Annotated in this window: 17 protein-coding genes; 8 read left to right on the forward strand and 9 right to left on the reverse strand. The window is 67.5% G+C overall.

Features of this window, described 5'->3' with window-relative positions; all coding sequences use genetic code 11:
- Positions 1 to 49: 49 nt before the first annotated feature.
- The 5 genes from ACI48D_RS06065 to ACI48D_RS06085 all read right to left on the reverse strand — a co-directional run bounded on the left by ACI48D_RS06065 (position 50) and on the right by ACI48D_RS06085 (position 4090).
- Positions 50 to 316 (reverse strand): DUF493 family protein, encoded by a 267-nt coding sequence (locus ACI48D_RS06065; protein WP_435570320.1) that lies wholly within the window; start codon positions 314 to 316, stop codon positions 50 to 52.
- Positions 317 to 405: 89 nt separating this feature from the next.
- On the reverse strand, positions 406 to 2577 hold the full coding sequence (locus ACI48D_RS06070; protein ID WP_435570321.1) for a DUF6600 domain-containing protein: 2172 nt from the start codon (positions 2575 to 2577) through the stop codon (positions 406 to 408).
- 143 nt (positions 2578 to 2720) lie between these two features.
- Positions 2721 to 3353, reverse strand: coding sequence for a LysE family transporter (locus ACI48D_RS06075; RefSeq protein WP_435570322.1), 633 nt, complete (start codon positions 3351 to 3353; stop codon positions 2721 to 2723).
- A 102-nt stretch (positions 3354 to 3455) separates the two neighbouring features.
- A complete protein-coding gene (locus ACI48D_RS06080) occupies positions 3456 to 3740 on the reverse strand; it encodes an HU family DNA-binding protein (protein WP_435570323.1) in 285 nt (94 codons plus the stop codon).
- Between the two features lie 122 nt (positions 3741 to 3862).
- A complete protein-coding gene (locus ACI48D_RS06085) occupies positions 3863 to 4090 on the reverse strand; it encodes a BrnA antitoxin family protein (protein ID WP_435570324.1) in 228 nt (75 codons plus the stop codon).
- Between the two features lie 196 nt (positions 4091 to 4286).
- Between ACI48D_RS06085 and ACI48D_RS06090 the strand changes: the two genes are divergently transcribed.
- On the forward strand, positions 4287 to 5219 hold the full coding sequence (locus tag ACI48D_RS06090) for a DUF808 domain-containing protein (protein ID WP_435570325.1): 933 nt from the start codon (positions 4287 to 4289) through the stop codon (positions 5217 to 5219).
- 222 nt (positions 5220 to 5441) lie between these two features.
- Entirely contained in the window at positions 5442 to 7949 is a 2508-nt protein-coding gene (locus tag ACI48D_RS06095; RefSeq protein ID WP_435570326.1) for a TonB-dependent receptor plug domain-containing protein, read from the forward strand.
- 51 nt (positions 7950 to 8000) lie between these two features.
- Here ACI48D_RS06095 and ACI48D_RS06100 read toward each other — a convergent pair whose 3' ends face one another.
- Together ACI48D_RS06100 and ACI48D_RS06105 are read right to left on the reverse strand one after the other, a co-directional pair.
- The gene (locus ACI48D_RS06100; RefSeq protein ID WP_435570327.1) at positions 8001 to 8540 is read right to left on the reverse strand and encodes a hypothetical protein; all 540 of its coding nucleotides are present in this window, start codon (positions 8538 to 8540) and stop codon (positions 8001 to 8003) included.
- Positions 8541 to 8576: 36 nt separating this feature from the next.
- The gene (locus ACI48D_RS06105; RefSeq protein WP_435570328.1) at positions 8577 to 9044 is read right to left on the reverse strand and encodes a hypothetical protein; all 468 of its coding nucleotides are present in this window, start codon (positions 9042 to 9044) and stop codon (positions 8577 to 8579) included.
- 29 nt (positions 9045 to 9073) lie between these two features.
- Here ACI48D_RS06105 and ACI48D_RS06110 point away from each other — a divergent pair, with 29 nt between their 5' ends.
- The 3 genes from ACI48D_RS06110 (at position 9074) to ACI48D_RS06120 (ending at position 12248) form a co-directional block, all read left to right on the forward strand.
- Positions 9074 to 10396, forward strand: coding sequence for an SDR family oxidoreductase (locus ACI48D_RS06110; RefSeq protein ID WP_435570329.1), 1323 nt, complete (start codon positions 9074 to 9076; stop codon positions 10394 to 10396).
- Positions 10396 to 10860 (forward strand): DUF2269 family protein, encoded by a 465-nt coding sequence (locus tag ACI48D_RS06115; RefSeq protein WP_435570330.1) that lies wholly within the window; start codon positions 10396 to 10398, stop codon positions 10858 to 10860. The genes ACI48D_RS06110 and ACI48D_RS06115 overlap by 1 nt, the downstream gene beginning before the upstream one ends.
- 371 nt (positions 10861 to 11231) lie before the next feature.
- On the forward strand, positions 11232 to 12248 hold the full coding sequence (locus ACI48D_RS06120; protein ID WP_435570331.1) for a zinc-dependent alcohol dehydrogenase family protein: 1017 nt from the start codon (positions 11232 to 11234) through the stop codon (positions 12246 to 12248).
- 7 nt (positions 12249 to 12255) lie between these two features.
- On the opposite strand, the gene ACI48D_RS06125 is transcribed toward ACI48D_RS06120, so the two are convergent.
- Both ACI48D_RS06125 and hpnE read right to left on the reverse strand, forming a co-directional pair.
- On the reverse strand, positions 12256 to 13047 hold the full coding sequence (locus ACI48D_RS06125) for a glutaminyl-peptide cyclotransferase (RefSeq protein WP_435570332.1): 792 nt from the start codon (positions 13045 to 13047) through the stop codon (positions 12256 to 12258).
- Between the two features lie 79 nt (positions 13048 to 13126).
- Positions 13127 to 14575 (reverse strand): hydroxysqualene dehydroxylase HpnE, encoded by a 1449-nt coding sequence (gene hpnE / locus ACI48D_RS06130; RefSeq protein ID WP_435570333.1) that lies wholly within the window; start codon positions 14573 to 14575, stop codon positions 13127 to 13129.
- Positions 14576 to 14690: 115 nt separating this feature from the next.
- On the opposite strand from hpnE, the gene ACI48D_RS06135 reads away from it, so the two are divergent.
- From ACI48D_RS06135 to ACI48D_RS06145, 3 genes are read left to right on the forward strand one after another with little or no spacing between them, the layout of a single operon-like run.
- Entirely contained in the window at positions 14691 to 15116 is a 426-nt protein-coding gene (locus tag ACI48D_RS06135) for a DUF7684 family protein (RefSeq protein ID WP_435570334.1), read from the forward strand.
- 48 nt (positions 15117 to 15164) lie between these two features.
- On the forward strand, positions 15165 to 15797 hold the full coding sequence (locus ACI48D_RS06140) for a DsbA family oxidoreductase (protein WP_435570335.1): 633 nt from the start codon (positions 15165 to 15167) through the stop codon (positions 15795 to 15797).
- Between the two features lie 58 nt (positions 15798 to 15855).
- Positions 15856 to 16857, forward strand: a complete 1002-nt coding sequence (locus ACI48D_RS06145; RefSeq protein WP_435570336.1) for an XdhC family protein — start codon at positions 15856 to 15858, stop codon at positions 16855 to 16857.
- The last annotated feature ends 23 nt before the right edge of the window (positions 16858 to 16880 follow it).

Below are 16880 nucleotides of genomic sequence, written 5' to 3' on the forward strand. Positions count from 1 at the left end.
TATAAGCCAGGCCCATGTCCCGTGCCCGCAGGCCCCCTATTAGTGTTGCTTAGAGAACGATTTTGACCATCGGATGGGACGACAGCTCGGTGTACAGCTTGTCCAGCATCTCGCGGCTGGTTGCACGAACGACCACGGTCAGGCCGGTATAGTTGCCCTTGGCGGAGGGACGCACTTCCATCTTGCCTTCATGAAAAGTCGGGTCGTGCAGGACGATCAGTTCAAGCATGGTCGGGGCGAACTCCTCATGCGTCGCGCCCATCACCTTGATTGGGAAATCGCTGGGATATTCGATGAGGGATTCTTTCGGGTCCATGGCCACTCCTGTAAAACCTGCATTGTAGCCAAAGTCCCCGGATTGCGCCGGCAAGGCCGGCCGCGATCCAGGTAATCGGGCAGCCGGCTTCAGCGTTCCGCCTGGCGGCCGTGCTCGTCGCCATGCTTGCGCTCCTCGGCCCTGGCGGGAGCCGGACGCGACGGCGCGACGGCCTGCGGCGGCGGGGGTGGCGGCGGCGCGGGGCGTGCCACCGGGGGCGGCGCTGCAACCGCAGCAGGTGCCGGCGCTGGCGGCGGCGCGGGACGTGCCACCGGGGCCGGGGCCGCGACCGCAACGGGTGCCGGTGCCGGCGGAGGAGGCGGCGCCGCGCGCTGCGGCGCTTCGCGGCCACGCTCGCCATCGCCGCGGTGCGGATGCTCGAAACGGGCTTCGGCGACTGCTTGCGGCACCGGCGGCGGCGCAGGCTGGGGCGCGCTCATGATGGCGGCATGCTGGACCGGCGCGGGCTGCGCCACCGCCGCCACCGGCGCCGGAGCCGGGCGGCGCTCGTGGCGCTCGCCATCGTCGCGGCGTTCGCGGCGCGGCTCGCCGTTGTCGCGGCCATCGCGGCCGTCACGTCGATCACGGCCGTCGCGGCGCCCCTCGTCCCAGTCGCGGCGTTCCTGGCGCTGCCAGCCCTGGTTGCCCAGCGGGACGGTCGGCGACGGCAGCGGCGGGCTGTTGGCCGACAGCGGCTGCGGCGCCGGCGACACGTGCGGGGTCGGGCTCACGACCGGCTGGGGCTGGGCCGGCGCCGGCATCGGCACCAGGCCGGGCGCCTGCTGCAGCACGGTGACCGGCTGGGCCGGCGCCCGCTGGCGCACGAAGCCGTCGCGCTCGGCGCGCGCGGTCTCGATGCGGTCCGGGCGGCCATCGTGATTACGGTCGAGGCGGCCGGTTTCGAGGCGATCCGGGCGGCCATCATGATTGCGGTCCACACGGCCGGCTTCGAGACGGTCCGGGCGGCCGTCATGGTCGCGGTCGGCACGATCGAACTGCGTGCCGCGGTGCGGCCGGTTGGGCGGCGCCGGCGGTGCGCTGCTCAAAGGCACGCCGTTATGCACCAGCGCCGGCGGCACGGTGGCGATCGGCGCGCGCGGCACGTTGACCCGGCCGCCGGGGCCGAAGCGGTCCTGCGGCACCACGGTCAGGCCTTGCGGCCGGTAGTCGCGCCCGCGGCGCGGATCGGGCCGCACGTGATTGTTCAGCCAGCGCAGGTGATCTTCGGAGGCGCGGTAGGACGGCACGTAGCGGTCGTGCGGTGACAGCGGATACCAGCCGTAGCCGGGGCGCTGGCTGCGGTCGCGGAAAGTGACGTTCCAGCCGGATCCGCCGACCCAGCCGACCAGCGCCGGCGCCCACACCAGGCGCTCGTGGCGGCTGCCGGGCGCCCAGGCCCAGCGCCGGTTCACGACCACCCAGCGTCCGTAGTGGAAGGGCGCATAGCCCCAGGGCGCGTTGTCGACCCAGGTCCAGCCCCAGGGCTCGATCCAGGTCCAGCTGCCGTCGCGGTAGGGCACCCAATCGGAGGAGACGGCGGGTATCCACAGCGGGCCGTATTCGCTGTCGGTGCGCCAGCTGCCGTAGCGGTCGAGGTCTTCGTAGCCGGTCATCTCGGAGGTGACGTAGCGCGCCGAGCGGGCGTTGTCCTCCAGGCGGTCGCGCGCGAACGACCAGCTGTCGAAGGCATCCTGGCGGGCAATCGCGGTGCGCATGTCGTCGTCGCTGACTTCGGCGCGCTTGCCGGCGCGGACCGTCAGCTGGGAGCCGCCGGCCTCGACCAGGGCAATGCCGTCGAACACGTCGACGGTGCTGGTGTCGCGCACGCGCTCGGCGTCTACGCGCACCCGGCCCGGCTGCTGCAGGCGCACGCGCATCTGCGGCGTGAGCAGTTCGAAGCCGCGCAGCACGTCCGCGTTCAGGATGCGCACGCTGGCGCTGCCGTAGTGCAGGCGCAGGCGGATGCCGTCGTCGTCCAGGTTCACGACTTCGAGCGCGGAATCGCCGTCCAGCCGGATCGAGGTCGAACCGACCCGCAGTTCGGTGCGCGCGCCGGGAGCCGTGGCGATCATGTTGCCCGAGGTGACCGGCCAGTTGACCTGGGCCGCGCTCATCTCGCCGCCGACGTTGCCGCCGATGCTGACCGCACCCTGGGCCAGCGCGACGCGGCCGACGCGGGCCGGCGGATCGGCGGCCATGGCCAGCGCGGACAGGGTGGTGAAGGCCAGCACCACGGCCGACTTCAGAATGTGATTCGACATCGCAGTCTCCAGCTGACATTGTTGTATTACATGCTACCCCGGGGTTTTACGCCTGTACAACGCAGCAGGGCGCGAACGGACGACGCCAGTTACAAATCGTTGCGGAATAGTTATTACCGATACACAGCTCAGCGCTTCATGGCTCAGGTATGACGCTTGACCAGGAACAGCAAGCAGCCCATCGCCATCAGCACCGCGCCGAAAAAGCGGTTTTGCATCCTGACCGCGTGCTCGTCGCGGAAGAAGCGCTGCATCGACGAGGCGAGAAAGGCATAGCCGTGCATCACGGTGGTGTCGATGGTGACCATGGTCGCGCCCAGGATCGCCAGCTGCAGCAGCATCGAGCCTTCCTTGGAGATGAACTGGGGCAGCACCGCGACCATGAAGATGATCCCTTTCGGGTTGGTGGCGTTGGTGAGAAAGCCGGTCAGCACGCGCCGGCGGAACGGCGGATGGGCCTCCAGGCCGGCGGTCGGCACGCCGCTCGCCTTGGCCTTCGAGCGCCACTGGCCGATGCCGAGCCAGATCAGGTACAGGGCGCCGGCGATCTTCACCGCGGTGAAGACGGCGCTTGATGCCAGCACCAGCGAACCGACGCCGGCGCCGGCGATGACCAGCACCAGGATCAGGCCCAGCTGCAATCCCAGCACGGTGGCGCTGGCCTTCTTGAGCCCGTAGGCCAGGCCGTGCGACATCGACAGCACGGCGCCCGATCCGGGCGAAATGGCGATCAGGACGCCGGCGATGACGAAAGCGATCCAGGTGGAGAAAGGCATGCTGGGATAAGGCTAGAAAGGAGGGAATGCGGAAATGAGGGGAACGGGCTGGGCGCGCAGCGCGTCGGCATGATACCGGGCTGCGGCCCGCCGGGGGACAGCTTACTTCTTCTTCGGGTTGACGGCGGCCTTCAGCGTGGCGCCGGCAGAGAAGCGCGGGGTCTTCGACGCAGCGATCTTGATCACTTCGCCGGTAGCCGGGTTGCGGCCTTTACGGGCAGCGCGCTTGGTGATCGAGAACGTGCCGAAGCCGGTGATACCGACCGTGTCGCCCTTCTTCAGGCGCTCGGTGATGATGTCGATGATGGTGTTCACTGCTTCGTTGGCAGCGGCACCGGACAGCTCGGTACGCTTCGCAAATTCAGCGATCAGTTCGCCTTTTTTCATAAATCCTCCGGGTTGAAAGAGCCGGAAGATTAGCATAATTAATTGCCATATGTAATCTCTGCAGCAGAGCGTACGCTGGCCGTACGCCCTGTCGTGACGGGCTTCCTGCGATTTGGCAAGGGTCAGGCCGGGACTGCGGAAGCCTCCTGCACAGCCAAGCGGGTGCGCAGGGCGGCGTTGATCAGGGTCTGGTAGCCGGTGCCGGTGCGCTCGGCGCGCGAGCGGAACTCGTCCAGGACCTCGTCGTCGAGGTAGATCGTGATGCGGGTCTTGCGCTTCGGTGGACGGGCGCGGCGGCGCGGCGCGACCGGCAGGTCGAGCTTGGTGAAATTGGCGAGCTTCGTGGTCATGGCTTCTCCTTCGTCGGCAAGGCTGCTGTGCCGCAGCCAATGTTGTCACTATACGTAGGACGCGGGGACGGCTCCGCCGGAAAGCGACGAGATGCAGATTTTCGGGGTTGAAACGCAAATAACGCGCCTGAACCGTGTGAAGAAGTCGTGAAGGCTTCGGTTAAGATGTGGCCATCTTGATATTGGGGGTAGAACAATGGCTGCAGGCAGTTTGCTGGCGTTAATCGACGATATCGCGAGCGTGCTCGACGACGTCGCCCTGATGAGCAAGGTGGCGGCCAAGAAGACCGCCGGGGTGCTGGGCGACGACCTGGCCCTGAACGCCCAGCAGGTCACCGGCGTCAGCGCCGACCGCGAACTGCCGGTGGTGTGGGCGGTGGGCGTGGGCTCACTGAAGAACAAGGCGATCCTGGTGCCGGCCGCGTTGGCGATCTCCGCCTTCCTGCCGCAGGCAATCACGCCGCTGCTGATGGTGGGCGGCGCCTACCTCTGCTTCGAGGGTTGCGAGAAGCTGGCCCACAAATTTCTGCACAGCGGCGCCGAGGATGCGGCCCATCAAGAGGAATTGGCACAGGCGCTGGCCGCGAATGCCGACATGCGCGAAGTCGAGAAGGACAAGATCAAGGGCGCGGTGCGCACCGACTTCATCCTGTCGGCGGAGATCATCGTGATCGCGCTTGGCGTGGTCAACGAGCAGGGCGCTTCCTTCGGCGCCCAGGTCGCGGCCCTGGTCGCGGTGGCGATCGCGATGACGATCGGGGTCTACGGCGTGGTGGCGGCCATCGTCAAGATCGACGACCTCGGCCTGTACCTGAGCCGGAAGAGCGGCAGCGCCGCACGCGCGGTCGGCAAGCTGCTGCTGGCCGCCGCCCCGCGCTTGATGAAGGCGCTGTCGGTGATCGGCACCGTCGCCATGTTCATGGTCGGCGGCGGCATCATCGGCCATGCGGTCGAACCGCTGCATCACCTGGCGCAAGGCGCGGCCCACGCGGTGGCCGGGGTGCCGGTGCTGGGCGGCCTGCTGGCGGCCGTGGCGCCGACCGTGATCGATGCCGTGGCCGGCGTGATCGTCGGCGCGGTGGTGCTGCTGGGCGTGACCCTCATCCAGCGCCTGCGCGGCAAGCACTGAGCGCCGTTCCCGCAGGCGGGAACCCAAGTTCGAGGCGCAGCCGAAACGCAAGCAACTTCTTGGGCCCCCGCCTGCGCGGGGCGACGGTAATTACTCGCTTACGCCATCCTGACAGGCGGAACCTGTTGCGCATTTACATCTATGCAAGCTGAGAAAATTGACAACAGTAAATATGCGGGACAGTATCGTTCCAAAGTGCATCCCAACAAGAAGGAACGATAGATGAAACACCGCTTTGCCCCGGAAAAGACCGTCCTCGCTTTATCGATTGCCTCACTGTTTGCCGGCGCCGCCGCGCAGGCCCAGGAAACCGGAGATGCCGGTGCCAGCGCCACCAGCGGGAATCCTGCCACCGTGGTCGTCACCGGCACCCGGGTGGCCAACCGCACCGCCCTCGACACCGCTTCTCCGGTCGACATCATCTCCGCCGAATCCCTCAAGAATACCGGCTCCACCGAACTGAACCAGGCTTTGTCGACGGCCCTGCCGTCGCTGAACTTCCCGCGCCCCGCGCTGACCGACGGCACCGATACGATCCGCCCGGCCACCCTGCGCGGCATGGCGCCGGACCAGTCGCTGGTGCTGGTCAACTCGAAGCGCCGCCACGCCTCCTCGCTGGTCAACCTGAACGGCAGCGTCGGCCGCGGTTCGGCCTCGGTCGACCTGAACACGATCCCGGCGTCGATGGTCAAGACGATCGAGGTGCTGCGCGATGGCGCCGCAGCCCAGTACGGTTCGGATGCGATCTCGGGCGTGGTCAACGTCCGCCTGCGCACCGACCGCAGCGGCGGTGAAGGCTCCGTCGTGTATGGCGTGCACAAGACCGAATACGACCTGCTGAACGACGCCGCCCCGGCCGGTGGCACCTGGACTGCGCCGAACTCGCGCAAGCGCACCGACGGCCAGACCACCACCGTCAGCGCCTGGAAGGGCCTGCCGTGGGGCGAGACCGGCTACATCACCCTGGCCGCCGAATACAAGAACCAGGAACACACCGAGCGCGCCGGCTACGACATGCGCCAGCTGTATCCGAAGGTCGGCACTGCCTACGATCCGCGCGAGCTGACCATCAACCGCTTCGACGCCTGGTACGGCGAGCCGGAAGTCAAGCAGTCGACCCTGTTCGTGAATGCCGGCAATAACATCACGGCGGACGTGAAGGTCTACGGCTGGGCCAGCTACCAGAAGCGCGACGCCCGTTCGGCCGGCTACTTCCGCATCCCGCAGGACGTGCGCAACATCCCGTCGATCTATCCGGACGGCTTCCTGCCGATCATCGCCCCGACCGTCGACGACTACAGCGCCGCCGGCGGCGTGACCTGGACCGCGGGCGCCTGGGACATGGATGCGTCCATCGTCTACGGCAAGAACAAGATGGATTACGAGATCCAGAACACGCTGAACCGCTCGATCGGCCCGTCCAGCAAGACCGTGTTCGACGCGGGCGGCTACGGCTATGACCAGACGGTGCTGAACCTGACCGGCGTGCGCAAGGTCGACATGGCCGGCCTGGCCTCGCCGCTGAACGTGGCGGTCGGCATGGAAGCGCGCCGCGAAGGCTATGAGCTGCATGCGGGCGAACCGGATTCCTACCGCTACGGCGGCCAGGTACTGGCCAACGGCACCCCGGCCGCGCCGGGCGCCCAGGTGTTCCCGGGCTTCCGTCCGGCCAACGCCACCGACGCCCACCGCAACGCGGTCGGCGCCTTCGTCGACCTGGAAGCGAACGTCACCGACAAGCTGCTGGGATCGGTGGCGGTGCGCGGCGAGCATTACTCGGACTTCGGCAGCAACCTGTCGGGCAAGCTGGCCGGCCGCTACGATTTCAGCAAGGCCTTCGCCCTGCGCGGCTCGGTGCAGAACGGCTTCCGCGCACCGTCACTGCAGCAGCAGAACTTCACCTCGACCTCGACCAACTTCATCAACGGCGTGCCGTTCGAGATCACCACCTTCAAGCCGACCGACGCGGTCGCGGTGGCGCTCGGTTCCAAGCCGCTGAAGGCGGAGAAGTCGACCAACTTCTCGCTGGGCGCGGTGATGCGCCTCGATCCGCTGACGCTGACGGTCGACGCCTACCGCATCAACGTGCGTGACCGCATCATCCTGTCGGAGAACCTGACCTCGACCGCGGTGCGCAACTACATCGTGTCGCAGGGCTTCACGGGCGTGGGCGGCGGGCGCTTCTTCATCAACGGCGTCGACACCAAGACCGAGGGCGTGGACATCGTCGCCAACTACCCGCTGAACCTGGGCGCCAGCGGCCGCTTCGACTTCACCCTGGCCGGCAACTTCAACCACACCGACGTGACCAAGGTGCCGACCACGGCCCAGCTGGCGGCGCTGAACCCGGCGCCGGTGCTGTTCGACCGCGTGAACGTGCTGACGCTGGAGAAGGGCCAGCCGAAGAACAAGATCACGGCCAGCGCCAACTGGAAGCTGGGACAATGGGGCGTGACCGCGCGCGCCACCCGCTACGGCGAAGTGCTGTCCCCGGGCACCACCGAGGCCTTCGACTTCCTGATCCATCCGCATACGATCGTCGATCTCGAGGCACGCTATGCCGTCACGACGAAGCTGAGCATCGCGGTGGGCGCGGACAACCTGTTCGACCAGTACTCGGAGACGCTGCCGCCGTCGCTGAATACGACCAGCAACACGCCGTTCGCGAACTACACGCCGTTCGGTACCGGCGGCCGTTACGTCTACGCTCGCGCGACGTACGCCTTCTAAGCACCTTCGTCGTCCCCGCGCAGGCGGGGACCCAAGTTTGTTTGCGGTACGCTAGCTTGACTTGGGTTCCCGCCTGCGCGGGAACGACGGGTGTTTTGTCGCACTGACCCCATCCCGCACCGCCCACACCAGCGCCCCCGCCGCCATCGCACCGAGCACCCAGCTCGCCCACCCGTAGCCGGTTCGCACCACTGCCGTCGGCAAGGCCGACCAGCCGTATAAAGCCTGCCCCACCAGCACCACCAGCGCACCCAGGTTCATGAAAAGGAACAGGTGCAGCACCCGCTCCGGCTTCGGCAGCACCCGGGTATCGCCCTCGATGAGGACGTCGCGCGCCGACACCAGGATTTCGCCCAGGTACAACAAGGCGATCCACCAGGCCGCCGCGCCGTGCCACTCGAACCAGGCCAGCGAGACGAAGATCGCGAAGAACAGGGCTTCGCGCGCGCTGTGCATGCGCTGCTCCGGGCCGGACCAGCGTTGCGCAGGCAGCCTGGCCAGCAGTTCGTGGTCCAGAAACACGTCCAGCCCGCCGATCAGGCCGTGCAGGATCAAGGCATCAATAAACAGGGGAACGTCAGCGAACGGCACGTTTTTTTCGTCTCGCTTACACTGGCACCGCGACGGTCAGCTGCGCCGGCACAGCATGGCGCCGATGGCCAGGCCGACGCCAAAGGCGCCGTAGACCACCGCCAGGGCCGGACGCGACAGGTGATTCTCGTAGCCGGGTTTCAGGCGCTGGGGCGTGAGCTGGTAGTCGGTGAAGCAGGCCACGGCCGATGCCGCGGTGCCGACGCCCAGCGTGAGCGCGGGGTTCTTACGGTCGAGCAATTCGCCGCACAGGCGCTCGAAGATCACCGACCAGAACATGGCGCTGCCATGGTGGATCAGGTAGCCGGGCAGGGTGTAGCGCGCCGACGGGCCGTGATGCTGCACCGCCTGGTCGCCCCAGATCCAGTGGCTGACGGCGTTGGTGGGTGCGTAGGCACTGCCCGCTTCGCGCTTGCCGAGCGCGGCCAGTGCCGCGGTCGACAGCAGGCTGGAGGTCGCGCCGCCGACCAGGCCGCGCTGAATTGCAGTTTTCCATGGTTCCATATCGTCCTCGATGCAAGAAAGGAGTATGCATGCGGATCCTGTTGACGGGAGCAAGCGGATTCATCGGGCAACACCTGCTGCACGCGCTGCTGGCCGACGGCCATGAGCTCGTGTGCGCGGTGCGCCGGGTGAAAAAAAGCACTGACCCGCGCCTGTCCTTCATCCATGCCGACTTCGCCGACGATACCGATAAATCCGTCTGGCTGGCGCGCCTTACCGGCATCGACGCCGTGATCAACGCGGTCGGCATCTTCCGCGAAAGCGCTGCGCAAACCTTCGAGAAACTGCACGTGCAGACCCCGCGCGCGCTGTTCGCGGCCTGTGCCGAATCCGAGGACGTGCACCTGATCGTGCAACTGTCGGCGCTGGGCGCGGACGAGCAGGCCGACACCGCCTACCACCTGTCGAAGAAGGCGGCCGACGACTACCTGGCCTCCTTGCCGGTGCGCGCCGCCATCGTCCAGCCCTCGCTGGTGTACGGCAGCGACGGCACCAGCGCGCGCGTGTTCAAGGCGCTGGCCTCGATGCCCTTCGCGGTGCGCTTCGGCGACGCGCCCCAGCTGGTACAGCCGATCCACGTCGACGACGTGGTGGCCGCCATCGTCGGCCTGCTGCGCCGGCGCCTGTACCTGGACCAGGGCGACGCACCGGTCGCCGGCACCATGCAGCGCACGTCGCAACGCATCCCTTTGGTAGGACCGCAGGCGCTGCCCTTCACCGACTACCTGGCGGCCCTGCGCGCGTCGATGGGCATGGGGCGCCTGCGCGTGCTGCGCCTGCCGGGGAGCGTCGCGCGCGGGCTGGCGCGCATCGGCCGCTGGCTGCCGGGCGGCCTGCTCGACCCGGAAGCCCTGCGCATGCTCGACCGTGGCAATACGGACGACCCCGGCCCGCTGCTGCGCCTGCTGGGACGGCCGGCGCGCCCGATCGCGTCCTTCGTGCTGGAGCCGCGCGCCGAACGCGCGCGCGCCAAGCTCGACTGGCTGCTGCCGATCCTGCGCGTCAGCATCGCGCTGGTATGGATCGTCACCGCGATCGTCTCGGCCTTCGTGTACCCGGTGGCGGACAGCTACGCGCTGCTGGCGCGCACCGGCATTCCGCCGGCGCTGCGGCCCCTGATGCTGTACGGCGCCGCCGCCTTCGACATGCTGCTGGGCCTGGGCATCCTGTTCCTGAAACGCCGGCGCTGGCTATGGCTCGCACAATTGGGCCTGATCGGTTTTTATACGGTGGTGATCGCGTGGAAGCTGCCCGAATTCCTGGTCCACCCCTACGGCCCGCTGACAAAAAACCTGCCGATGCTGGCCGCCATCTGGCTGCTGTACCAACTCGAAGATGATGAGGAGAAGTGATGGACTACGTCGTCGTGAAATGGCTGCACATCCTGTCGTCGACCTTCCTGTTCGGCACCGGCATCGGGTCGGCCTGGTACATGCTGTTCGCGAACGTCAGCCGCGACGTGCGCGCGATCGCCGTGGTCAGCAAGTACGTCGTCATCGCCGATTGGCTGTTCACGGCCACCACCGCGGTCCTGCAGCCGGCCACCGGCTACTACATGATCAAACTGGCCGGCTATCCGATGAACAGCAGGTGGATCATGTGGTCGATTGCCCTGTACGTGCTGGCCGGGGCCTGCTGGCTGCCGGTGGTGTGGCTGCAGATGCGCCTGCGCGACCTCGCCGCCCAGGCGCTGCGCGAGGGCACCGACTTGCCGCCCCTGTACTGGAAATATTTCTGGACCTGGGCCGCGCTGGGCGTGCCGGCCTTCATCGCCTTCGTCTTCATTTTCTGGTTCATGGTCAGCAAGCCGGTCTAAGCCGGGCGCGCCTATCCTGCGCCGCCAGCGTCCGCTTTTGAGTAAGGTGTTCTTCAACCCATTCTTCACAAGACGGAGGAATCCATGCGCAAGATGATCATGATGGCCATCGCCGGCTATCTGCTGAAAAAAGTGCAGTCGCGTTTCATGAAGCAGACCTACCACGGCAATCCGGTACGCCGCTTCTGAGCAAGGCCAGGCAGGCCGCGGGCCCGTTCCTCCGCCAGGACGGGCCCATTTTTCATCCGCCGGGCCGGCGCACGGGGCGCACCGAACGTGCGCCAGTCAACTGATCCTTGGGTCCACAATATCCGTCCGGCCGTGTGGGCGAGGGCGTCCGCAGGCGCAACAGCGATGGACGGAGGGCAACGATGCGGGCTTACCAGATTCTTCCCGGCGATGGCATCGACGGGCTGCAGTGCGTGGATTTTCCTGACCGTGAGCTGGGCACCGGCGAAGTAAGGGTGCGCGTACATGCGGTGTCGCTGAACTTCCGCGACCTGATGGTTGCGAGCGGCAACTACCTGGTCACCGTCGACGACCCGATCATTCCCTGCTCGGACGGCGCCGGCGAAGTGCTGGAAGTGGGCGCGGGAGTAAGCCGGGTGCAGGTGGGCGACCGCGTGGCCGCCTCCTTCTTCCCGTACTGGCAGGATGGCCCGACGGGACCGGACAAGATCCGCCACGCACTCGGAGGCGACATCGACGGCATGCTGGCCGAGGAAGTCGTGCTATCCGAAGAGGCCCTGGTAAAAATCCCGCCGGGAATGAGCTTCGTCGACGCCTCCACCATGCCCTGCGCCGGCGTGACCGCCTGGAATGCGATCTTCGAATCCAGCAACGGCATCCGCCCGGGCGACACCGTACTGCTGCTGGGCACGGGCGGCGTCTCGGTGCTGGGCCTGCAGCTGGCCAGGGCGGCCGGCCTGCGCACCATCATCACCTCGTCCAGCGACGAAAAGCTGCAGCGCGCCCGCGAGCTGGGCGCCCACTGCACGATCAATTACCGCAGCTTCCCCGAATGGCAGGAGGAGGTGCTGCGCCTGACCCACGGCACCGGCGCGCACGTGGTGCTGGAAGTGGGCGGGCAGGGCACGGTGAACCGCTCGGTGGCGTCGACGGCGATGGGCGGCAGTGTCGCCATCATCGGCGGCGTCAGCGGCTTCGGCGGCGAGGTCAATCCGGGTACCCTGCTGGCCACCGCCAAGCGCCTGGTCGGCATTTTCGTGGGCAGCCGGACTATGCTCGAACGGGTCATGCGCTTCGCCGACACGGTTGGCCTGCAGCCGGTGGTCGACCGCGTGTTCACCTTCGAACAGGCGCGCGAGGCCTACCGCCACATGGAATCGGGCTCGCACTTCGGCAAGGTGGTGATCGCGGTGGCGTGAGGATCCCTTAACGCCGGATTTGCACCAACTCGATCTCGAACAGCTTCGGCCACAGCTTGCCCGTCACGTACAGGCGGTGGTGCTTGCCATCGTACGCGATGCCGTTCAGGACCGCGTCCGGGGAGCTTGTCCCGCGCTGGGCCGGCGGCAGCAGGTTGGTGAGGTCGATCCAGCCGACCACCTTGCCGCTGGCCGGATCGATGCGCGCGATCACGTCCGTGCCCCAGACGTTGGCGAAGATCTCGCCGTCGACCACTTCCAGTTCGTTGAGCTGGGTGATCGGCTTGCCGTCCGCCGTCACGCTGATGCGGCGCCGTTCTTCGAGCGTCTTCGGATCGAGGATGCGGATCTCGGCGCTGCCGTCGCTCATGTAGACGTTCCTGGAGTCCCCGGCCAGGCCCCAGCCTTCGCCCTTGTAGTTGAAGCGGCCCTTCAGTGCGAAGGTCCTGGCATCGAAAATGAAGCCGACATTCGACTGCCAGGTCAGGTTGACGATGGTGTCGCCAACCGGGGTCGAGCCTTCGCCGAAGTATTGGTCGGCCAGGTCCTTCTTCTGCAGCACCTTGCCGGTCTTGAGGTCGACCTTGCGCAGCGAGGACTGCCCTTTCTGGCCGGTGCTCTCGTACAGCTGGCCATCCTTGAAGAACAGGCCTTGGGTGAACGCCTGCGGATCGTGCGGATAGGTGTTCTTGACCACGAAGCCGTAGACCGGGATGGCGGCCTGGGCGACATGCATGCCCGCCAAGTTCAAGCCGGAGATGGCGGCAGCGGCAAGCGCGAAGGATGCGAGTTTGTTCAAGGTGGTGACTCCTGGATCGGTGACGGCATAGTATGCCAGCAACGCGCCACCGCTGAGCCGGTTGACCTCGGCAGTCATCTCACTCGGGCGAGGGCGAGACGCCGCGCTTGTGGGCGGTGGCGCGCCGCACCATGCCGGCCAGGCCGTCGTACGGGCGCGCAGGAAGCGCCAGCCCGGCGTCCTGGCCGTGGTCGGCCAGGACTTCCTCGGCGGCCGTGAAGCCCGACTTGAGCGCGCCTTCCATCGTGCACGGCATATGGGTACGGGTCCAGTCGCCGGCCAGCACCAGACCGGGCACGGGACTGCGCGCCGCCGGACGCTTGCGTTCGAAGCCGGGCGTGGGGCAGGGGATCGCCATCGGGATGCGGTGCACGTCGGCGTGCAGCAGCTTCGCCTGCGCCGCCAGCGGCGCGAACATCGCGATCTCGCCCACGGTCTCGCGCATGATCTCCTCATCCGTCATGCCATGCGCGCGGTGGCTGTAGACGATGTTGCTGGCGATGACGGTCGGGCGGCCCTGCCAGCCCTGGCGGATCTGGCACAGGTCGTAAAAGTCGTAGTTCAGGCGGCGCGGCGACCACAAATGGGAAAAGAAGCGCTCGGTCTGCAGCTCGCGGTCGAACCACAGGTAGCAGGAGATGTAGGGGCTCGGTTCGAAGCTGTCGAAGACCTCGAACGGCGCCTGCGCCGCCAGGCCGGGCGGCAGCAACTCGGACAGCTGCTGCGGCGGCACCGCGCTCACCACGGTCTCGGCGAACAGCTTGCTGCCATCTTCCAGCAGCACGCCATCGGCGCGGCGGTCCGCCAGGATCGCCCTTACCCTGGTGCCGGTCAGGACCCGGCCGCCGGCGTCCTCGATGAGCTTGGTGGCCTGGTCGGTGTACAGCTCGCCCAGGCCGACCGCGCCGAAGCCGAAGTGCAGCTCCTTGTAGCCGGACAGCTGGGCGTGGATGCGCAGCAGCGACGCCGCCGAGCAGCGCTCCAGCGGCACGCTGCAGACCACCATCGCCGCGAAGCGCCACCACCAGTCGATCAGGTCCTCGCTCACGCCCTGCCTGCGCAGGAAATCCAGGGCGGAAATCGCATCGAGCTTGTCCACCTCTTCCTCGCCGAATTCCATGCCGCGCATGGCGGTGCGCGCCATCGACAGGTAATCTTCCAGGTGCAGGCCCGGCGCCCCGAACAGGCTGGGCATCAGGCTCAGAGGCGGCGGCAGGTGCGCGTGCTGCAAGGGCGTAGCGTGCGGCTGGCTGGCGATGGTCAGGACCTTGCCGGGCTGCCAGCAGATCAGGCGGCTGGTGCCCAGGCGCTCCAGGAAGGCCAGCATGTTGTGGTATTCGGAATGAAAGATATGCGGGCCGATGTCGACCACGTCGCCGGTTCCGGCCTCGGCCCAGCTGGACGCCCTGCCGCCCAGGCCCGCTGCCGCTTCCAGCACCGTCACCCGCATCCCCTGGTCGGCCAGCGCCACCCCGCAGGACAAGCCCGCCAGGCCGCCGCCGATCACCACCACCTGATCCTGATTCATGTGCACGCCTTTCCTGTCTGCCGGCGGCCATGTTCGGTGAACCGGGCCGATCCATCGGTTAAGGCGCGCACATAGGCTGGGGCAAACAGGCGGCCGATGTTAAGCTGGCGGCATCATGCAAAAGAAGATCCTGACTTACCTGCAGCTGCCGCCCGGCAGCGAACCGCCCGCGCTCGACCACCTGGCGCCTTTCCTCGCCATCGTGCTGAGCGAAGAAGCATCCGACGAATTGTGGCAGGCAGACATCGCCCGCTGGCTGGTGGCGTCCGGCTGCCGCTATCTGCTGGCCTGGGGCAAGGACTGCGCAGCCTGGCAGGAGATGGTCGACGATGCCAACCTGGAAGCCTTCGATTACGAGGACGTACCCGAAGCAGATGTCGTGATGACGACCCGCCACGAGGACGAGGAGCGCGAGGAAGTGTTCTGGTTCGCCAAGCACCGCGCCGCCCACCCCAGCCACAGCTTCAAGGCCACCGTCATCCTCGACATCTCATCAGCCGGACGCAAGGACGAGATCGAACAGGAGTATGCGGACGCCTGAACCGGCACGCGTGCGCGGCACCGCCGGCCCGGCGCGGTAGGATGGGCCATGGACACGAACACCCTTCTTCGCATCGACGTCTGGAGCGACTACGTCTGCCCGTTCTGCTACCTCGAATTGCCGGCCCTGCAGCGTCTGCAGCAGCAGTTCGGCGGGCGGATCGAGGTCGTCTGGCGCGCCTTCGAGCTGCGTCCCGATCCCAAGCCCACGCTCGACCCCGACGGCAATTACCTGCACAGCACCTGGAACCGCGCCGTCTATCCGCTGGCCGAACAGCGCGGCATGCGCTTGCAGCTGCCGCCGGTACAGCCGCGCAGCCGGCTGGCGCTGGAGGCGGCCGCGTTCGCCGATTCGCACGGGCGCTTCGCCGCCATGCACGAGGCGCTGTTCCGCGGTTTTTTCGAGCAGGGCCGCGACATCGGCGACATCGACGTGCTGTGCGCGATCGGCCAGGAAGCCGGCCTGGAGGCCGGCGCCCTGCGCCAGGCGCTGCTGGAGGGCCGGCATACGGCCGCAGTGCTGGACGACGAAGGGCTGGCCCAGGCGCTGGGCGTCTCCGGCGTGCCGATCCTGTTCCTGCGCCGCGCGGACGCGCCATGGGAACAGGCGCTGCCGCTGCGCGGTGCCGTCCCCTACGACACCATCGAGCTGGCCGTGCGGCAGGTGCTGGGACAGCTGTGACGCTTTGCGTTAGCATGCGCTCTGCAATCTCCCGACATCGCTGTGGAAAGGAATTCGTATGGACAGTATCGACCTCGAAGTGCTGCACGCCTGCGCGCAATGGATCCGCGCCGGATTCCGCTGCGAGTACGTGACCGTGGTGCGCACCTGGGGCTCGAGCCCGCGGCCGGAAGGCGCGACCATGGCGATCCGTGCCGACGGCCTGGTGGTGGGTTCCGTCTCCGGCGGCTGCATCGAGGACGACCTGATCGCGGCGGTGCGCGAGCAGGGCATCACCCGCAGCGTGCCGGAAGTCGTCACCTACGGCATCTCGGCCGACGAGGCGCACCGCTTCGGCCTGCCCTGCGGCGGCACGATCCAGCTGGTGGTCGAGCCGCTGGGGCCGCACAGCCGCATGGACGAGCTGCTGGCGCAGGCCCAGCGCCGCGTGCTGACCCGCCGCACGCTCCGGCTGGACAGCGGCGCCGTCACGCTGTCCGCGGCCTCGCCCGAGGACCAGCTGCGCATGGCGGACGGCAGCCTGGTCAGCATCCACGGCCCGCGCCTGCGCATGCTGATCATCGGCGCCGGGCAGCTGTCGCAATTCCTGGCCCAGATCGCGGTCGGGCTGGAATACCAGGTCACGGTATGCGACCCGCGCGAGGAATACCGCGGCAGCTGGAGCCTGGCGGGCGTGGAGGTGGTGCATGCGATGCCGGACGACGTCGTGCTCGAGATGAAGCTCGACAGTCGCAGCGCCGTGATCGCCCTCACCCATGACCCGAAACTCGACGACCTGGCATTGATGGAAGCGCTCAGGACGGACGCCTTCTACGTGGGCGCGATCGGTTCGCGCGCCAACAATGCGCGGCGCCGCGAACGCCTGCGCGAGTTCGACCTGAGCGAAGAACAGATCGCCAGGCTGCACGGCCCGATCGGCATCTACATCGGCAGCAAGACGCCGTACGAGATCGCGGTCTCGATCCTGGCCGAGCTGACCGCCGTGAAGAACCGGGTCGCGCTGCCGGCCCAGATGTCGGTGGAGGGCGGCAAGGCGCTGGCCCAGTCGCTGGCTGCCTGAGCTGGCAGTCCGCTTCAGGCCGC

The organism is Massilia sp. LXY-6 (genome assembly GCF_051233485.1).
Classification (GTDB): Bacteria; Pseudomonadota; Gammaproteobacteria; order Burkholderiales; family Burkholderiaceae_D; genus Telluria.

Excerpts from the sequence above, each read along its gene's own strand:
- ACI48D_RS06065 (WP_435570320.1), bottom strand. The coding sequence starts at position 316 with ATGGACCCGAAAGAATCCCTCATCGAATATCCCAGCGATTTCCCAATC.
- ACI48D_RS06070 (WP_435570321.1), bottom strand. The coding sequence starts at position 2,577 with ATGTCGAATCACATTCTGAAGTCGGCCGTGGTGCTGGCCTTCACCACC.
- ACI48D_RS06075 (WP_435570322.1), bottom strand. The coding sequence starts at position 3,353 with ATGCCTTTCTCCACCTGGATCGCTTTCGTCATCGCCGGCGTCCTGATC.
- ACI48D_RS06080 (WP_435570323.1), bottom strand. The coding sequence starts at position 3,740 with ATGAAAAAAGGCGAACTGATCGCTGAATTTGCGAAGCGTACCGAGCTG.
- ACI48D_RS06085 (WP_435570324.1), bottom strand. The coding sequence starts at position 4,090 with ATGACCACGAAGCTCGCCAATTTCACCAAGCTCGACCTGCCGGTCGCG.
- ACI48D_RS06090 (WP_435570325.1), top strand. The coding sequence starts at position 4,287 with ATGGCTGCAGGCAGTTTGCTGGCGTTAATCGACGATATCGCGAGCGTG.
- ACI48D_RS06095 (WP_435570326.1), top strand. The coding sequence starts at position 5,442 with ATGAAACACCGCTTTGCCCCGGAAAAGACCGTCCTCGCTTTATCGATT.
- ACI48D_RS06105 (WP_435570328.1), bottom strand. The coding sequence starts at position 9,044 with ATGGAACCATGGAAAACTGCAATTCAGCGCGGCCTGGTCGGCGGCGCG.
- ACI48D_RS06110 (WP_435570329.1), top strand. The coding sequence starts at position 9,074 with ATGCGGATCCTGTTGACGGGAGCAAGCGGATTCATCGGGCAACACCTG.
- ACI48D_RS06115 (WP_435570330.1), top strand. The coding sequence starts at position 10,396 with ATGGACTACGTCGTCGTGAAATGGCTGCACATCCTGTCGTCGACCTTC.
- ACI48D_RS06120 (WP_435570331.1), top strand. The coding sequence starts at position 11,232 with ATGCGGGCTTACCAGATTCTTCCCGGCGATGGCATCGACGGGCTGCAG.
- hpnE (WP_435570333.1), bottom strand. The coding sequence starts at position 14,575 with ATGAATCAGGATCAGGTGGTGGTGATCGGCGGCGGCCTGGCGGGCTTG.
- ACI48D_RS06135 (WP_435570334.1), top strand. The coding sequence starts at position 14,691 with ATGCAAAAGAAGATCCTGACTTACCTGCAGCTGCCGCCCGGCAGCGAA.
- ACI48D_RS06140 (WP_435570335.1), top strand. The coding sequence starts at position 15,165 with ATGGACACGAACACCCTTCTTCGCATCGACGTCTGGAGCGACTACGTC.
- ACI48D_RS06145 (WP_435570336.1), top strand. The coding sequence starts at position 15,856 with ATGGACAGTATCGACCTCGAAGTGCTGCACGCCTGCGCGCAATGGATC.